Origin of the sequence: Enterobacter cloacae complex sp. GYL001 (genome assembly GCF_049237125.1) — a bacterium.
In the GTDB taxonomy this organism is placed as follows: Bacteria; Pseudomonadota; Gammaproteobacteria; order Enterobacterales; family Enterobacteriaceae; genus Enterobacter; species Enterobacter hormaechei_C.
In genome coordinates, this window is sequence record NZ_JBMKGW010000003.1 from 74,952 (window position 1) to 90,705 (window position 15,754).

16 protein-coding genes and 2 pseudogenes are annotated in these 15,754 nt (G+C 53.3%); 6 read left to right on the forward strand and 12 right to left on the reverse strand.

Annotation, left to right across the window (positions count from 1 at the left end):
• Nucleotides 1–3: 3 nt before the first annotated feature.
• The 4 genes from sirB2 to hemA are packed head-to-tail and all read right to left on the reverse strand — an operon-like array spanning nt 4 to nt 3,603.
• The gene (sirB2, locus tag ACOTWU_RS07695; protein WP_023296762.1) at nt 4–396 is read right to left on the reverse strand and encodes an invasion regulator SirB2; all 393 of its coding nucleotides are present in this window, start codon (nt 394–396) and stop codon (nt 4–6) included.
• Complete coding sequence (prmC, locus tag ACOTWU_RS07700) at nt 393–1,223, reverse strand: peptide chain release factor N(5)-glutamine methyltransferase (RefSeq protein ID WP_023303859.1); 831 nt, start codon at nt 1,221–1,223, stop codon at nt 393–395. Before prmC ends, sirB2 begins: the two co-directional genes overlap by 4 nt.
• A complete protein-coding gene (prfA, locus tag ACOTWU_RS07705) occupies nt 1,223–2,305 on the reverse strand; it encodes a peptide chain release factor 1 (RefSeq protein ID WP_003856667.1) in 1,083 nt (360 codons plus the stop codon). Before prfA ends, prmC begins: the two co-directional genes overlap by 1 nt.
• 41 nt (nt 2,306–2,346) lie before the next feature.
• A complete protein-coding gene (gene hemA, locus ACOTWU_RS07710; RefSeq protein WP_003856666.1) occupies nt 2,347–3,603 on the reverse strand; it encodes a glutamyl-tRNA reductase in 1,257 nt (418 codons plus the stop codon).
• 201 nt (nt 3,604–3,804) lie between these two features.
• Between hemA and lolB the strand changes: the two genes are divergently transcribed.
• The 4 genes from lolB to dauA all read left to right on the forward strand — a co-directional run bounded on the left by lolB (nt 3,805) and on the right by dauA (nt 8,159).
• A complete protein-coding gene (gene lolB, locus ACOTWU_RS07715) occupies nt 3,805–4,416 on the forward strand; it encodes a lipoprotein insertase outer membrane protein LolB (protein ID WP_003856665.1) in 612 nt (203 codons plus the stop codon).
• Entirely contained in the window at nt 4,413–5,282 is an 870-nt protein-coding gene (ispE, locus tag ACOTWU_RS07720) for a 4-(cytidine 5'-diphospho)-2-C-methyl-D-erythritol kinase (protein WP_045911246.1), read from the forward strand. The genes lolB and ispE overlap by 4 nt, the downstream gene beginning before the upstream one ends.
• 125 nt (nt 5,283–5,407) lie before the next feature.
• Nucleotides 5,408–6,355 (forward strand): ribose-phosphate diphosphokinase, encoded by a 948-nt coding sequence (prs, locus tag ACOTWU_RS07725; protein WP_003856663.1) that lies wholly within the window; start codon nt 5,408–5,410, stop codon nt 6,353–6,355.
• Between the two features lie 124 nt (nt 6,356–6,479).
• The gene (gene dauA, locus ACOTWU_RS07730) at nt 6,480–8,159 is read left to right on the forward strand and encodes a C4-dicarboxylic acid transporter DauA (protein ID WP_126498626.1); all 1,680 of its coding nucleotides are present in this window, start codon (nt 6,480–6,482) and stop codon (nt 8,157–8,159) included.
• Here the strand turns inward: dauA and ACOTWU_RS07735 are convergent.
• Together ACOTWU_RS07735 and ychH are read right to left on the reverse strand one after the other, a co-directional pair.
• Nucleotides 8,145–9,203 carry a MerR family transcriptional regulator gene (locus ACOTWU_RS07735; protein WP_060460332.1) on the reverse strand — a complete coding sequence of 353 codons (1,059 nt, stop codon included), beginning with the start codon at nt 9,201–9,203 and terminating at the stop codon, nt 8,145–8,147. The genes dauA and ACOTWU_RS07735 overlap by 15 nt on opposite strands.
• A gap of 120 nt (nt 9,204–9,323) precedes the next feature.
• Nucleotides 9,324–9,599, reverse strand: a complete 276-nt coding sequence (gene ychH, locus ACOTWU_RS07740; RefSeq protein ID WP_003856655.1) for a stress-induced protein YchH — start codon at nt 9,597–9,599, stop codon at nt 9,324–9,326.
• A 274-nt stretch (nt 9,600–9,873) separates the two neighbouring features.
• Between ychH and pth the strand changes: the two genes are divergently transcribed.
• Nucleotides 9,874–10,458: an aminoacyl-tRNA hydrolase gene (gene pth / locus ACOTWU_RS07745; RefSeq protein ID WP_006810922.1), complete on the forward strand. Its 585-nt coding sequence runs from the start codon at nt 9,874–9,876 to the stop codon at nt 10,456–10,458.
• A 126-nt stretch (nt 10,459–10,584) separates the two neighbouring features.
• The gene (gene ychF, locus ACOTWU_RS07750) at nt 10,585–11,679 is read left to right on the forward strand and encodes a redox-regulated ATPase YchF (protein ID WP_003856650.1); all 1,095 of its coding nucleotides are present in this window, start codon (nt 10,585–10,587) and stop codon (nt 11,677–11,679) included.
• Nucleotides 11,680–11,736: 57 nt separating this feature from the next.
• Here the strand turns inward: ychF and ACOTWU_RS07755 are convergent, their stop codons facing one another.
• The 6 genes and pseudogenes from ACOTWU_RS07755 to ACOTWU_RS07780 form a co-directional block, all read right to left on the reverse strand.
• Nucleotides 11,737–12,210: a hypothetical protein gene (locus ACOTWU_RS07755; RefSeq protein WP_017384271.1), complete on the reverse strand. Its 474-nt coding sequence runs from the start codon at nt 12,208–12,210 to the stop codon at nt 11,737–11,739.
• 172 nt (nt 12,211–12,382) lie between these two features.
• On the reverse strand, nt 12,383–12,865 hold the full coding sequence (locus ACOTWU_RS07760) for an SMI1/KNR4 family protein (protein ID WP_017384273.1): 483 nt from the start codon (nt 12,863–12,865) through the stop codon (nt 12,383–12,385).
• Between the two features lie 10 nt (nt 12,866–12,875).
• A pseudogene (locus ACOTWU_RS07765) lies at nt 12,876–13,408 on the reverse strand (HNH endonuclease); the annotation flags it as partial.
• A gap of 247 nt (nt 13,409–13,655) precedes the next feature.
• Nucleotides 13,656–14,087 (reverse strand): immunity 26/phosphotriesterase HocA family protein, encoded by a 432-nt coding sequence (locus ACOTWU_RS07770; RefSeq protein ID WP_220719439.1) that lies wholly within the window; start codon nt 14,085–14,087, stop codon nt 13,656–13,658.
• A 233-nt stretch (nt 14,088–14,320) separates the two neighbouring features.
• Nucleotides 14,321–15,345 (reverse strand): annotated as a pseudogene (locus ACOTWU_RS07775) (RHS repeat domain-containing protein); the annotation flags it as partial.
• A gap of 203 nt (nt 15,346–15,548) precedes the next feature.
• Nucleotides 15,549–15,746, reverse strand: a complete 198-nt coding sequence (locus ACOTWU_RS07780) for a bacteriocin immunity protein (RefSeq protein ID WP_040117755.1) — start codon at nt 15,744–15,746, stop codon at nt 15,549–15,551.
• Nucleotides 15,747–15,754: the final 8 nt, after the last annotated feature.

A 15,754-nucleotide genomic window follows, 5' to 3' on the forward strand; every position in this document is an offset into this window, starting at 1 on the left:
GACTTACCCCAGTAACGGTATTCTTGTGGTGGCGAGTTTAATGATGATGTACAGCACCACCAGACCCAGCAAAAAGGCGATAAACCCTGTCTGCTGGCTGCGCGGACGATGACGCCCAAGCGCGATAAAACCCAAAACGATGTAGATGATAACGCCAAACAGCTTTTCAGTCAGCCATGCGCCTTTATCAGTAAATGGCAGATAGCCGGTTTTCCACATTAACCCGGCTCCGGAAAGGAACAGCACCGTGTCGATACAGTGCGGGGCGATGCGTACCCAGCGGGCGTTAATCAGCGGATTGTTGCTGTAGCGCCACCAGTAGCGGGCAATGAAAAAGCCAATGGTCAGGGCAACGGAAATCAGGTGAACGGAGATCAGCAGCGTAAACAGGCTCATGACCACTGCCCCAGCGTCAGACGTTCATTGCCGCCGTAATCCCGGCAGGTTTCCACGGCAGCGTATCCGGCACGCGTAAACAGCGCTCGCACCGCCTCTCCCTGCGTCCAGCCATGTTCCACCAGCAGCCAGCCACCGGGAAGCAAATGTTGTCGTGACGTTGTCACAATGTGATCGAGATCCGCAAGTCCCTGATTCGCAGCGACCAGCGCGGTCAAAGGTTCAAAACGCACGTCGCCCTGCGCGAGATGCGGATCGTCTTCGTCGATGTAGGGCGGATTGCTGACAATCATTTCAAACATGCGGCTTTCAAGCGCGGCAAACCAGCTGCTTTGCAGAACGGAAACATTGTTCAGCCCCAGCCGTTCAACGTTGCGCCGCGCGAGGGCGACCGCATCAGGCATCACGTCTACCGCCGTCACGGTGCAGTCCGGTCGCTCGCTGGCAAGCGCCAGCGCAATCGCGCCGGTGCCAGTACCGAGATCGAGGATCTGACACGGCTGCGCCGGTAACCGCGCCAGCGCCTGCTCCACCAGACACTCGGTGTCCGGGCGCGGGATCAGCGTGGCCGCTGAAACGTACAGCGGAAGTGACCAGAACTCGCGTTCGCCAACCAGATGCGCCACCGGCTCGCCGGTTTTACGGCGGGCAAGCAGCGCCTCCAGCTGCGATTGCTGTTCAGCGGTCAGAGCGGTTTCGCCGAAAGCCAGAAGATACGTGCGGGCTTTACCCGTCACATGCTCAAGCAGAATTTCGGCGTCGCGCTTCGGGCTTTCACTTGCAGAAAGCTCACTGGCGGCATGGCGTAACCAGCGCTGAAAATCCATTAATCCTGCTCGGATAGTGCCGCCAGCTGGTCGGCCTGGTATTCCTGCACGATAGGCTCAATCAGCATATCGAGCTTGCCTTCCATCGCCTCATCCAGACGGTAGAGCGTCAGGTTGATGCGATGGTCGGTTACGCGACCCTGCGGGAAGTTATAGGTACGGTTACGGTCGCTACGATCGCCGCTGCCCAGCAGGTTACGGCGGGTAGAGGCTTCCGCCTGCTGGCGTTTCGCCATTTCCGCCGCGTGGATACGGGCGCCCAGCACGGATAACGCTTTAGCTTTGTTCTTGTGCTGGGAACGTTCATCCTGACACTCAACCACAATCCCGGTGGGCAGGTGAGTAATACGGATAGCGGAGTCGGTGGTGTTAACGTGCTGACCACCTGCCCCTGATGAGCGGAAGGTGTCGATGCGCAGATCTGCCGGGTTGATATCCGGCAGTTCCGCTTCCGGCAGCTCCGGCATCACCGCCACCGTACAGGCTGACGTATGAATGCGTCCCTGAGATTCTGTCGCAGGCACGCGCTGCACGCGGTGACCGCCGGATTCAAACTTGAGACGACCGTACACGCCGTCGCCGCTGATCTTGGCGATAACCTCTTTGTAGCCGCCATGCTCGCCTTCGTTGGCGCTCATGATCTCCACGCGCCAGCGACGGGATTCGGCATACCGGCTGTACATACGGAACAGATCTCCGGCGAACAGCGCCGCTTCGTCGCCACCGGTACCGGCGCGGACTTCCACAAAGGCGTTACGCTCATCATCCGGATCTTTCGGCAGCAGAAGCACCTGAAGCTGCTGCTCCATCTCTTCTGAACGCGCTTTCGCATCCTGTAACTCTTCCTGCGCCATCTCGCGCATCTCAGGATCGTCGAGCATCATCTGCGCGGTTTCGATATCTTCCTGGACCTGTCGCCAGTCGGTAAAGCATTTTGAAACATCACTTAACTGCGCGTATTCACGCGACAGCGCGCGAAAACGTTCCTGGTCGGCAATGGTCCCGGCATCACCGAGCAGCGCCTGGACTTCTTCATGGCGCTCGTGCAGAGCTTCCAGTTTAGCGACGATAGAAGGCTTCATAGGCGTAAATGCACCTTGTCTTAGAAAATGGGTATAGGGCGCTATTCCAGCCCGAGGCTGTTGCGCAGAATAGTCAGGCGTTCATCGTCCCCGTCACGGGCAGCCTGCTGAAGAGATTTGGTTGGGGCATGGATCAGGCGGTTGGTCAGTTTCCAGGCTAAATCCTGCATAATCGCCTGCGCGTCGCCGCCCTGTTCAAGGGCCGCTAACGCTTTGGCCGTCAGGTCATCACGCACCTGCTCCGCCTGACCGCGGTATTCGCGGATGGTCTCGCTGACGCTTTGCGCGCGCAGCCAGGCCATAAATTCGCTGGTTTCCTGTTCAACGATGGTTTCCGCCTGCACAGCCGCCGCCTTACGCTGGGCAAGGTTGTGCGAAATGATGCTTTGCAGGTCATCCACGCTGTACAGGTAGGCGTTCGCCAGTTTGCCCACTTCCGGTTCGACATCACGCGGAACGGCGATATCCACCAGCAGCATCGGCTGATTGCGGCGGGATTTCAGCGCACGCTCGACCATCCCTTTCCCGATAATCGGCAGCGGGCTGGCGGTAGAACTGATAATAATGTCCGCCTCTTTCAGACGTTCATCGATGTCGCTCAGCGCAATCACCTCAGCGCCCACTTCGTCCGCCAGCACCTGCGCACGTTCGCGGGTGCGGTTGGCAATGATCATCTTCTTCACCTTGTGTTCGCGAAGATGGCGCGCCACCAGCTCGATGGTTTCGCCCGCTCCCACCAGCAGTACGGTGACGGTCGACAGGGATTCAAAAATTTGACGGGCAAGGGTACAGGCCGCGAAAGCAACCGAAACCGCACTGGCGCCAATGTCGGTTTCGGTTCGCACACGCTTCGCCACGGAGAATGACTTCTGGAACATTCGTTCCAGTTCGCTGGCTTTCAGATGCCCTTTCTGGGAATCCGCGAAGGCTTTTTTCACCTGGCCAAGGATCTGCGGCTCGCCCAGCACCAGCGAATCCAGACCGCTGGCCACGCGCATCAGATGGCTGACCGCATCGTTATCCTGATGCCAGTACAGGCTGTTGCGCAGCTCTTCTTCGTTGAGGTTGTGGTAGTCACACAGCCAGCGGATCAGCGCCTCGTGCAGGTTGTCCTGCTCTTCTACGCTCAAATACAGCTCGGTACGGTTGCACGTCGACAGCACCACGCCACCCTGCACCATCGGCTGTGCAAGCAGGCTGTCCAGCGCCAGGTCGAGCGTATCCGGCGAAAACGTAACGCGTTCTCGCAGTGAAACCGGGGCCGTTTTGTGGTTAATACCGAGTGCTAATAGGGTCATGTTGAGCGGGAGTAGTACCAGCGTTAATAAGGTTAGCAGGACGCATCATACAGGATGCGCGAGATCAATAAAAGAGACTGCCCCCTTTCGGAGTAATAGCTTACGCCACGCTTTGAGATAATTTGAACGTAGACGGTGGCACCCTTCAACGCTAGCATTAACAGTTATAACTGCAACGTATCTCAAGGATTTGTCATCATTATGACCCGAATGATTCGCCTGCTGCCTCTGGCGGCCCTGGTTCTGACCGCCTGTTCCGTTCATCAGCCGAAAGGCCCGGGCAAAAGCCCTGACTCACCGCAGTGGCGTCAGCACCAGCAGGACGTGCTGAAATTAAGCCAGTACCAGACCCGCGGTGCATTTGCTTATCTCTCTGACGAACAAAAAGTTTATGCTCGCTTCTTCTGGCAGCAAACGGGTCAGGACAACTATCGCCTGCTGCTGCTGAACCCGCTGGGCAGCACCGAGCTGGAGCTTAACGCGAAGCCTGGCGAAGCGCAGATCACCGATAACAAAGGCCAGCACTACACGGCAACCGACGCCGAAGAGATGATTGGCAAGCTGACCGGGATGCCGATTCCGCTCAATAGTCTGCGCCAGTGGATCCTCGGCCTGCCGGGTGACGCAACCGACTATACGCTCGACGATCAATACCGTCTGAGCCAGGTGAACTACACCCAGGGCGGTAAAACCTGGAAAGTGGTGTACAGCGCGTATGACAGCAAGACGCAACCGTCGCTGCCGTCCAATATGGAGCTGACGCAGGGTAGCCAGCGTATCAAGCTGAAAATGGACAACTGGATCGTTAAATGATGACCCACTGGCCCTCTCCCGCAAAACTGAACCTGTTTCTCTACATTACCGGGCAGCGCGCTGACGGCTATCACACCCTGCAAACGCTGTTTCAGTTTGTCGATTACGGCGACACCATCTCCATCGAACCGCGTCAGGACGGGCAGATTTGCCTGCTGACGCCGGTCGACGGCGTGGCGCATGACGATAACCTGATCGTGCGCGCTGCCCGCCTGCTAATGAAAACGGCGTCGACGTCGGGTCGTCTGCCGGCGGGAAGCGGTGCGGATATCCGTATCGACAAACGCCTGCCGATGGGCGGCGGTCTTGGCGGCGGCTCATCAAACGCCGCAACTGTACTGGTGGCGCTTAACCACCTCTGGGGCAGCGGTCTGACGACGGACGAACTGGCAGCGTTAGGGTTGACGCTGGGCGCCGATGTACCGGTGTTTGTGCGCGGCCACGCGGCGTTCGCTGAAGGTGTCGGTGAAATCCTCACGCCGGTCGATCCGCCGGAAAAATGGTATCTGATCGTTCACCCCGGCGTGAGCATTCCTACCCCGGTCATCTTTAAAGATCCTGACCTGAAAAGAAATACCCCGGCACGGTCAATAAAAACGTTATTAAATTGTGAATTCAGCAACGATTGCGAAGATATCGCAAGAAAACGTTTTCGCGAGGTTGATGCGGTGCTTTCCTGGCTGTTAGAATACGCGCCGTCGCGCCTGACCGGTACAGGGGCCTGTGTCTTTGCTGAATTTGACACCGAAACCGCCGCCCGTCAGGTGCTTGAGCAAGCGCCGGTTTGGCTGCATGGTTTTGTAGCACGCGGGATGAACACCTCCCCCCTACAGCAGGCCATTCTGGCGCAGACTGAGTTTCGGTGACAACGTCACCCTGTTCCAGACGTTGCATCGCGCTCTTTAATACACCGCCTGGATAGCGTTTGCTTAGGCCCCGCAGTTTGCGGCGAACGCTATCCACCACTGGACGCATGCCTGAGGTTCTTCTCGTGCCTGATATGAAGCTTTTTGCTGGTAACGCCACCCCGGAACTAGCACAACGTATTGCCAACCGCCTGTACACTTCCCTCGGCGACGCCGCTGTAGGTCGCTTTAGCGACGGCGAAGTCAGCGTACAAATTAACGAAAATGTACGCGGTGGTGATATTTTCATCATCCAGTCCACCTGTGCTCCAACGAATGACAACCTGATGGAATTGGTTGTTATGGTCGACGCGCTGCGTCGTGCTTCTGCTGGCCGTATCACTGCTGTTATTCCTTACTTTGGCTATGCACGTCAGGACCGTCGCGTCCGTTCCGCGCGTGTGCCAATCACCGCTAAAGTTGTCGCTGACTTCCTGTCCAGCGTCGGCGTTGACCGCGTACTGACGGTTGACCTGCACGCAGAGCAGATCCAGGGCTTCTTCGACGTGCCGGTTGATAACGTATTCGGCAGCCCAATCCTGCTGGAAGACATGCTGCAACTGAATCTGGACAACCCGATTGTGGTTTCTCCGGACATCGGCGGCGTGGTACGTGCTCGTGCTATCGCGAAGCTGCTGAACGATACCGACATGGCGATCATCGACAAACGCCGTCCGCGCGCTAACGTTTCTCAGGTGATGCACATCATCGGTGACGTGGCTGGCCGCGACTGCGTATTGGTGGACGACATGATCGATACCGGCGGTACGCTGTGTAAAGCCGCTGAAGCGCTGAAAGAGCGTGGTGCGAAACGCGTATTCGCTTACGCCACTCACCCGATCTTCTCCGGCAATGCGGTAAACAACCTCCGTAACTCCGTCATTGACGAAGTTGTGGTGTGCGATACCATTCCACTGAGCGACGAGATCAAAGCGCTGCCAAACGTGCGTACGTTGACTCTGTCCGGGATGCTGGCCGAAGCGATTCGTCGTATCAGCAACGAAGAATCGATCTCTGCAATGTTCGAACACTGATCGAACACGGCCAAAAAACCCGCTACGGCGGGTTTTTTTGTTTATAGTATTTATTTGTATGACTTATGCCTCCTTCACCTGCCATTCACATGACAGATGATGCGCACACGGATGATAGATAATTGTGAAAAACGTAACCTCCTCACATGTTCTGCCCTTTCGCGCCCTCATCGACGCCTGCTGGAAAGAGAAATACACATCGTCACGCTTTGTTCGTGACCTGATAGCCGGGATCACCGTCGGGATTATTGCCATCCCGCTGGCGATGGCGCTGGCGATTGGTAGCGGCGTCGCGCCGCAGTACGGGCTGTACACCTCGGCCGTTGCGGGGATTGTGATTGCGCTGACGGGCGGGTCCCGCTTCAGCGTCTCCGGCCCGACTGCCGCCTTTGTGGTGATCCTCTACCCGGTTTCCCAACAGTTTGGTCTGGCAGGCCTGCTGGTTGCCACCCTGATGTCCGGCATCTTTTTAATTCTGTTTGGTCTGGCCCGCTTTGGTCGCCTGATTGAATATATTCCCCTTTCCGTAACGCTGGGGTTCACCTCGGGGATTGGGATTACCATCGGGACCATGCAGATTAAGGATTTCCTCGGCCTGCAAATGGCCCATGTTCCGGAGCACTATTTACAGAAAGTGGGCGCGCTGTTTATGGCGTTGCCGACGGCCAACCTGGGCGATGCAGCCATTGGCATCGTTACCCTCGGCACACTTATCGTCTGGCCTCGCTTAGGCATTCGTCTCCCGGGGCATCTGCCCGCTCTGCTGCTGGGCTGCGCGGTGATGGGCGTTGTCAACCTGCTCGGTGGACAGGTCGCCACCATTGGCTCCCAGTTTCACTATGTTCTGGCGGACGGCTCACAGGGTAGCGGCATTCCGCAGCTGCTGCCGCAGCTGGTTCTGCCGTGGGACATGCCGGGTTCCAGCTTTACCCTGAGCTGGGATTCCCTTCGCGCTCTGCTGCCCGCCGCATTCTCCATGGCAATGCTGGGCGCGATCGAATCCCTGCTCTGCGCCGTCGTGCTCGACGGCATGACCGGCACTAAGCACAAAGCCAACAGCGAACTGGTCGGCCAGGGCTTAGGGAACATCGTTGCACCGTTCTTCGGCGGTATTACCGCTACGGCTGCGATTGCCCGTTCCGCCGCGAACGTACGTGCGGGCGCGACATCACCGGTTTCGGCGGTCATTCACTCCCTGCTGGTGATCATGGCGCTGCTGATCCTTGCCCCGCTGCTTTCATGGCTTCCACTCTCTGCCATGGCTGCGCTGCTGCTGATGGTGGCCTGGAACATGAGTGAGGCGCATAAGGTGGTTAACCTGCTGCGCCGCGCGCCGAAAGACGACATTATCGTGATGCTGATCTGCATGTCGCTGACCGTGCTGTTCGATATGGTTATCGCCATCAGCGTCGGCATAGTGCTGGCCTCACTGCTCTTTATGCGCCGCATCGCGCAGATGACGCGTCTCTCCCCGGTTAACGTTGAGGTGCCTGACGATGTGCTGGTGCTGCGCGTGATCGGCCCGCTGTTCTTCGCCGCAGCGGAAGGACTGTTCAGCGATCTGGCGTCCCGCATCGCGGGCAAACGGATTGTGGTGCTGAAGTGGGATGCCGTCCCGGTGCTGGATGCCGGCGGTCTGGATGCCTTCCAGCGCTTTGTTGCCCGCCTGCCGGAAGGCTGCGAGCTGCGGATAAGTAACCTCGAATTCCAGCCCCTGCGCACCATGGCGCGCGCGGGCGTGCAGCCAATCCCTGGCCGATTGTCCTTCTACCCTAACCGTGAAGCTGCATTAGCGGATCTGTGAGTCATCTGATGCAGAGACGCGTCTTTGCATCATCACCCCGATCGCCTGCTGGAGCCATTCAAGCACGGCAGGCGTCATCCACGTGCCCTTCATCAGATGCGGCTCCTGCTGCATGGCGAGACGAAATTTTTGCTGGGTCTGCGGGTTTGTTCCCGCATAGGACTGGAATAAAACCAGCCAGTTTTCTGCCAGCTTTTGCGCATCGTCAGAAGCGGGACTGAGATTATCCCGCTGCGCCTGATGCAGCTTCGCCACCAGCGGCGGCCACTCCATCATCCGGTCAAAGTAGTGCGCCCGGGTAAAGGCCATCTCTTCGGCAGTGAGATATTTCTCCCAGATGCTGAGCTTTGATTCGGCAAACGCCCGCGTGATGTAATCAGTTATCTCCGGCGTAATGCCGGTTTGCTCCTGCATCTGCGGCTCCACGCTGTGCATCTCGTTCAGACGGGTCAAAAATTCCGGTTTGCCTGCGGTATCCTGCTCCAGGCGTTCCATCCACCGTGAAGCCAAATCGGTCGCCCGCGCGTCCGTGACGCTGACGTTCTGTTCCAGCAAGTGTTTAACCTCCGTCACCAGACCCGACCAGATATCCGCCAACGCCTCTTTCTCTACCGCAAACGGCAGTTGCTGCAACTCTTCTTTGCTAAACCAGCGATCGTACATATTCATTAACTCCAGAGTCTGTAGCCAGGATTCCAGATCCGGCGTCGCATCGTCGGTCAGCCCGGTACGCAATTCCACCAGCCGGTTGCGCAGCGTATGGATGCTACGCAGTTGCTTGTCAAGCAGAGTGATTTGCCCGTCGAGTAATTCGGCTAATGACAGCGAACGCTGTTCCAGAAAATCCCTGATTTCGGCAAGCTCCAGTCCGGCTTTTGCCAGCGCCTGGATCATATGCAGACGCTGCACATCCGCCAGGTTATAAAGCCGGTAGCCTGCCGCGCTTCTGGCAGAAGGTAACAACAGCCCTGTTTGCTCGTAGTGATGCAAAGTCCGCACGGTGATCCCGGCACGTTTCGCCAGTTCACCCACCTGTATCAACATAACGGCTCCTTTTATTCTGCCAGTTTCGTTACTCTGAAGCCTTACGTTACGTGAGGGTCAATGCGTCATGCAAAAAAAAACGACTTCAGATGAAGTCGTTTCGGTGTTCTTTATGGGGCACTAGCTATGCTTGCGCTGGTCGCGGCGGCATCGTTTATCGTAATGGCGCACCCACCAGTATTTATCGCAGACTTCCTCATGTCCGCTCACGCGCGCCCCGGCGAGCCACAATACCGCACCAAGGAAGATACTCAGCACCGCGCCATGCGCAAAGTATTGTGGGAGGTCAAGCTGCGGTAATTGGTTTAAGATTGAATAACCGACACCGGCGACCATCACGAACAGTCCCAACCCCATTAGCACGTTACCGAGCATTGAAGCGTTTTTGCGTTTCATATGTCACCTCCGGAACTTTGGGTTGTCAGGGGAAAAGCCCCTTCTCCTTGTGTGTAAAGTATAGACAACGCCTCTTATATGAGTTGCGTGAATGATCACATTTACTGATAACTCCCGGACAAAAATTTACAAATAAGACATTGAACAGCTTGAAATTCTAATTGTTCAAAGAGGAAATTATTCGCATTTCGGTGTACCGCAGGCAGAACTTTGTCAAGCGGCGCGTCAGACAGTAAACTACGCGCCAGATCTGGAACTCTTTAGGAAGTAAATCGTGACGATTAAACTGATTGTCGGCCTCGCCAATCCGGGCGCAGAGTATGCCGCTACCCGCCATAACGCCGGTGCCTGGTATGTAGATCTGCTTGCGGAGCGTTTGCGCGCTCCCCTGCGTGAAGAACCCAAGTTTTACGGGTATACCTCACGCATCAATCTTGCGGGTGCTGACGTGCGGTTGCTGGTGCCAACCACCTTTATGAACCTGAGCGGCAAAGCCGTGGCGGCCATGGCAACGTTTTATCGCATCAATCCGGATGAGATCCTGGTGGCCCACGACGAACTGGACCTGCCGCCAGGCGTGGCGAAGTTCAAACTGGGCGGCGGTCATGGCGGCCACAATGGTCTGAAAGACATCATCAGCAAACTGGGTAATAACCCTAATTTCCACCGTTTGCGCGTGGGAATCGGCCATCCGGGCGATAAAAACAAAGTTGTTGGTTTCGTACTGGGTAAACCACCGGTTTCTGAGCAGAAGTTGATTGACGAAGCGGTGGACGAAGCGGCCCGCTGCACCGAGATTTGGCTTCAGGACGGCCTGACGAAAGCCACCAATCGACTGCACGCTTTCAAAGCGCAATAATCGGCGCCCCGGGGCTTTTTTACCGCGCGTCGCGCGGGTTACGTGTATAATAGGCGTAGTTATTTACTTTTCTTCAATCGGTTATCGTTAACGGATTGATTATCAAGATATTAAGGTGATTTAGAAATGGGATTCAAATGCGGTATCGTCGGTCTGCCAAACGTGGGCAAATCCACCCTGTTCAACGCGCTCACCAAAGCAGGTATTGAAGCGGCGAACTTCCCGTTCTGTACCATCGAGCCGAACACTGGCGTTGTGCCTATGCCCGATCCGCGTCTGGACCAGCTCGCGGAAATTGTGAAGCCGCAGCGCATTCTGCCAACTACCATGGAGTTCGTGGACATCGCGGGCCTGGTAAAAGGCGCATCCAAAGGTGAAGGCCTGGGCAACCAGTTCCTGACCAACATCCGTGAAACCGAAGCGATCGGCCACGTTGTGCGCTGCTTCGAGAACGACAACATTATCCACGTTAACAACAAAGTGGATCCGGCTGACGACATCGACGTCATCAACACCGAGCTGGCCCTCTCTGACCTCGACACCTGCGAGCGCGCCATTCACCGCGTGCAGAAGAAAGCCAAAGGCGGCGACAAAGACGCGAAAGCGGAACTGGCTGCGCTGGAAAAATGTCTGCCACAGCTGGAAAACGCGGGCATGCTGCGCGCGCTGAAAAACCTGACTGACGAAGACAAAGCGGCGATCAAATACCTGAGCTTCCTGACCCTGAAGCCAACCATGTACATCGCCAACGTTAACGAAGACGGTTTCGAGAACAACCCGTATCTGGACAAAGTACGTGAAATTGCCGCGGCTGAAGGTTCTGTAGTGGTTGCGGTTTGCGCTGCCGTTGAATCTGATATTGCAGAGCTGGACGACGCCGACCGCGAAGAGTTCATGGCCGAGCTGGGTCTGGAAGAGCCGGGCCTGAACCGCGTGATCCGCGCGGGCTATGAGCTGCTGAATCTGCAAACCTACTTCACCGCTGGTGTAAAAGAAGTGCGTGCGTGGACCATCCCTGTGGGTGCGACCGCGCCTCAGGCGGCTGGTAAGATCCACACCGACTTCGAGAAAGGCTTCATTCGCGCGCAGACTATCGCGTTTGAAGACTTCATCACCTACAAGGGTGAGCAAGGCGCGAAAGAAGCAGGCAAAATGCGTGCGGAAGGGAAAGATTACATCGTTAAAGATGGCGACGTGATGAACTTCTTGTTTAACGTCTGATTTGTTTTGAATGAAAAAAATCCACGCTTTGGCGTGGATTTTTTTTCGCGTGTCCTATCAATAGATAACTAGTTTGCCCGCTGGCCAAGTACCTGACCATCCACAGGGCATATGCCCAGCTTCATAAACATTAATTAAGCCTTCAAAAGCGAATGGCTCATGTAGTAAAGAACTATACGCATCTTCAAGCAAGTAATTCACAAGGTCCCATTTTAAGTTCTCAGTCATTGATCCTTTCTCAGACTCTGGGAAGATTATTTTTGGGATAATATCATTCTCCACAACTTTCTTAGCTTCTTTGACCAAAGAGTTCCAATATTGATATTTGTTAGTGTGTTTTTTTGCGAGATAGCCCGTTATTTCATAACCAGCCTCCAAGGTGGCACTTTCCCATTCATCGCTATTCAAGCCTTTTATAAATAAGCTAAGGGACTGAGCCTGGATAACACCAGGGAGTGTCGTTGCTACACCAAGATTAACAAACCAATTAATATTATTTAACCTATGTATTGCTAACTGGGATATCTTCATTTTTTAACCTGATTTATTCTACATGGGATTCTAGCTGCTTTCATACCACCAAGCCTGTCATGCTGTTTTATAATAAAACCCTATGATTTGTGTCACAGAGCTTTATTAAAAATATGAATATCAAAACAACAGCAATCGAAGTAAATAAATCGATTAAATTTTTAAATATTCTTTAAGAAAGATCTTCTTCTGCTACTAATCCATTAACAAAATTGGCAAATGAATTTGTCAGATATCTTTGAAGTTTTATGTGATTCTCTTGCATAGTCAAATCCTCATCAAAAGAATCTGTAGCAAAATATACTATTGAGTAATTGTCTAAATCTAGACAGAAGAAATTCCCTCCCCAATCATTTGCGAAAGGAAGCAGGTTTTTAGGAATCACTTCCCTATCCAACATGCTGATATAACAACCGTCGATTAAAGATCTAGGGTCATTATTTGTCTGACTATTATAAACAAACGGTTTAAACCCTGCCACCTCTACTGGCTCAAAATCTTCATCACCGTCCCACCAACTTTTCTCAGGAGTGCCACCATTAAATTGCAGATAATGTGAAACGAAATCATCCGGAAGAGTAATAGATAATTTCTCTTCCGTTTTAGTAATATCTGCACGTCCAATCTTTTTTTCACAGTTACTGAAATGGTTCATAGGTTATACCTCACTGATGACAGTTTGCACGCAATTTTTTCGGGACACGCCCCTTCAACCAGCCTTTAGAATGAGAAACAGCAATGGCTTCTTGGGAACCATATTTTACACCAAAATATTTCTCGAATTGTGAGACTGAGCCTTTATGTGGGAAAGTAGCTTCATGCGCAGAAGTTTTTACTAATTGCATTGTTGTCCTTCCTGTGGCTGGGTCAAAATCATCGACATGATGCCATGTATATCCAGTTGCATCGCTTTTAGAAATACCGGCTGCCTTGAAAGCCTCGGTGAAATCTCTATCTCGAGTTCCTTGCATTGTAATAGATACAATATTCTGTTTTGTTCCATTGATTGGGAAAAGATCTGGGCTTCCTGTAAAGTCGACTCCCTTTAATGCCAACCCCCACGGATCCACCCAACCCAGCGCATTCGGCGCATACTGGTAAAGGTTTATCCCCCCCGCCAGCCCTATCGGGTCCTGCTGCGTAAACCGCCCGCTGTAGGATCATACTACTAGAACAAATTGTAGTGCAGACCTGACTGGATGTAGTGGTAGCGGGTCAGCCCTTTTACCGTAGTGCAGACGACCGAATGTCCTCTCTCGTTCCGGGCGAAGGCATGAGTATTGATATCCAGATCAACGGCGACAAACTTGTGGCTATTCTTCTCCTGCATGCATTGATGCAATACTATTTGGCCAGACGAACATAAAAACTTGTGAATTTATTAAAGGTGTTAATGAGCTGCTGTTGTATGAAAACTACCCAGGGAAGCACCCTTCCCCTGATGATCAAATATTTATCAGAACATTGTCGACAAGCTCAAAGCCTGCCCCCCCCATAGTTGTGTAATTAGGATATTCAGCAACAGACAGACGCCTGATTTCCTCCTCCCCATCATATAAGCCGCCAGCATAATTAAATATTTTTAACTGTTTTTTTTCTTCTGTGAGATTAGCATAGTCAATAATTTTCCAAATACCTTTACTAATATTTTGGTTGCTAGTGAAAATAACCTTCATCTCCTTGCCAAACTTTTCAAAAGATAGAGGTGTTAGTGAACTCTTCTCTTCAAACTCCTCCGTATCCTGTATTGATAAAATGCAGAAACCTATTACTTGTTTAAACTTTTTCTTTGGAGCAAAAATAACCTGGCAAAGCGCATACTTCCCATTACTCATCGGAATGACAAAGATGTCACCCTCTTTATATTTTACTTTCATAAGCCATTCCCTTTCAGAATTGATAACGCATCTTTCAATACTTCCCCACCCCAATCACTACTATGACCTGTAATATCATATTTGCTAGGGCTTGGGTTATTAAGGCTATATGACCTGATTTTGTTGAGGAGATTTGTTAAAGAGTTTGTTGACTTAGCTCCACCATTAAGATCCATAATCCTTTGTTCCAGGAATTTAGCTTCCGCTTTGGTCAAATTATTATCAAATATGGTCTACTGTTCCAAATGTAATATACCCGGTGTATTCCCATGGCTATTCAAACGTGCTGGAGCATCCCCACGTCCTACATAGATAATATTCTTTCCATCGTGTAGCACATACAATCCTTGACCATTTACGGGATCATAATGTTTGCTTGTACCTCCAGCCCTTCGAGTGGATGGTAACCCCTTACAAGGTGTAAGACCTAAAGGATCTGTCCAAACTATAGGATTAGGAGCATAGCTGTAAAGATATAACCCGCCAGCCCTATCGGGTCCTGCTGCGTAAATCGTCCGCAGTCCGGGTCATAATACCGGAACAGATTGTAGTGCAGCCCTGTCTCACGATCCAGGTATTGCCCCTGCATACGCAGGTTCTGGGAATATCCTGATACCTGCGTCTCGCTTTCCCGCAGCAGTTTGCCCCAGGCGCTGTTCACCCCTTCCCAGCGTACCTGCCCTTCGCTATCCGTCATCCGCTCCGGCATGCCGTTGGGCTGGCAGTGGAACCAGAAGATCTCCGGGGCATCAACGCCGTCAATACGCGCCAGCGGATCGTAGCTGTCCTGATCGCTGTAGACGTAGGTGAGCGGCACATCCCCGTGCACCTCCTGCAACAGACGGAACCTTTCCCAGACAAACCGGGTGGTGACCGGCTTGCCGGTTGGCTGTCCGCCCAGCATCTGGCGTCGCGTTTTGCTGATGCGTCGCCCGAGCGGGTCATAGCGGAAGCTGACCTGCGTCTGCGGCCTGTTGCAGTCCCGCGGCTGGCTGATGACCTCCGTCAGGCGGTGCTCGCCGTCATACCGGCAATGCCAGCGGTATCAGCTGAACGGGTTATCGTCCCGCTCTTCACGCACCAGGTTATTGCGGTAGTCGTAATCCCAGCGGCGAAACCAGCGGCGCGGCGACGGACGCTGGGCATTGCTGGTAAAGACGTCCCGGCGATGCAGGCGGCCAAGACGTTCGTATTCGCTGCGGGTGGTCAGCAGCCCCTGGGTGCGGCTGTTCTCACGGAGGAGCTCGTCGCGGGTATACTGACAGCTTACTGAGGGTAAGATTCAGCAAGGAGTGTAAGAGGCAGCCCGAATGTGAGCTGAAGGTAAAAATTACATCGTTAAAGATGGCGACGTGATGAACTTCTTGTTTACATTTGATTTGTTTTGAATAAAAAAAATCCACGCTTTGGCATGGATTTTTTTTTGATATAGGGGGACTCATTGCGCCACCCGAATACGACTTATAGTTGAATTGGTTTGTAATTTATGATTTTATCCGCGATTTCTTCTGCGCTAAGTTCTTCATAATAAATATAATTAACTGCGTGAGGATCTGCGACACTTCTGCAAAGGAGGTCGATGTCATTATCAGCTTCTTCTTCTGTCCCTTCGCTGCGTTGGATCTTCCTTATTAGTTCAATAAGCTCTTGTCTTTGCATATTATCCC

Excerpts from the sequence above, each read along its gene's own strand:
- sirB2 (WP_023296762.1), bottom strand. The coding sequence starts at position 396 with ATGAGCCTGTTTACGCTGCTGATCTCCGTTCACCTGATTTCCGTTGCC.
- prmC (WP_023303859.1), bottom strand. The coding sequence starts at position 1,223 with ATGGATTTTCAGCGCTGGTTACGCCATGCCGCCAGTGAGCTTTCTGCA.
- prfA (WP_003856667.1), bottom strand. The coding sequence starts at position 2,305 with ATGAAGCCTTCTATCGTCGCTAAACTGGAAGCTCTGCACGAGCGCCAT.
- hemA (WP_003856666.1), bottom strand. The coding sequence starts at position 3,603 with ATGACCCTATTAGCACTCGGTATTAACCACAAAACGGCCCCGGTTTCA.
- lolB (WP_003856665.1), top strand. The coding sequence starts at position 3,805 with ATGACCCGAATGATTCGCCTGCTGCCTCTGGCGGCCCTGGTTCTGACC.
- ispE (WP_045911246.1), top strand. The coding sequence starts at position 4,413 with ATGATGACCCACTGGCCCTCTCCCGCAAAACTGAACCTGTTTCTCTAC.
- ACOTWU_RS07735 (WP_060460332.1), bottom strand. The coding sequence starts at position 9,203 with ATGTTGATACAGGTGGGTGAACTGGCGAAACGTGCCGGGATCACCGTG.
- ychH (WP_003856655.1), bottom strand. The coding sequence starts at position 9,599 with ATGAAACGCAAAAACGCTTCAATGCTCGGTAACGTGCTAATGGGGTTG.
- ychF (WP_003856650.1), top strand. The coding sequence starts at position 10,585 with ATGGGATTCAAATGCGGTATCGTCGGTCTGCCAAACGTGGGCAAATCC.
- ACOTWU_RS07755 (WP_017384271.1), bottom strand. The coding sequence starts at position 12,210 with ATGAAGATATCCCAGTTAGCAATACATAGGTTAAATAATATTAATTGG.
- ACOTWU_RS07760 (WP_017384273.1), bottom strand. The coding sequence starts at position 12,865 with ATGAACCATTTCAGTAACTGTGAAAAAAAGATTGGACGTGCAGATATT.
- ACOTWU_RS07770 (WP_220719439.1), bottom strand. The coding sequence starts at position 14,087 with ATGAAAGTAAAATATAAAGAGGGTGACATCTTTGTCATTCCGATGAGT.
- ACOTWU_RS07780 (WP_040117755.1), bottom strand. The coding sequence starts at position 15,746 with ATGCAAAGACAAGAGCTTATTGAACTAATAAGGAAGATCCAACGCAGC.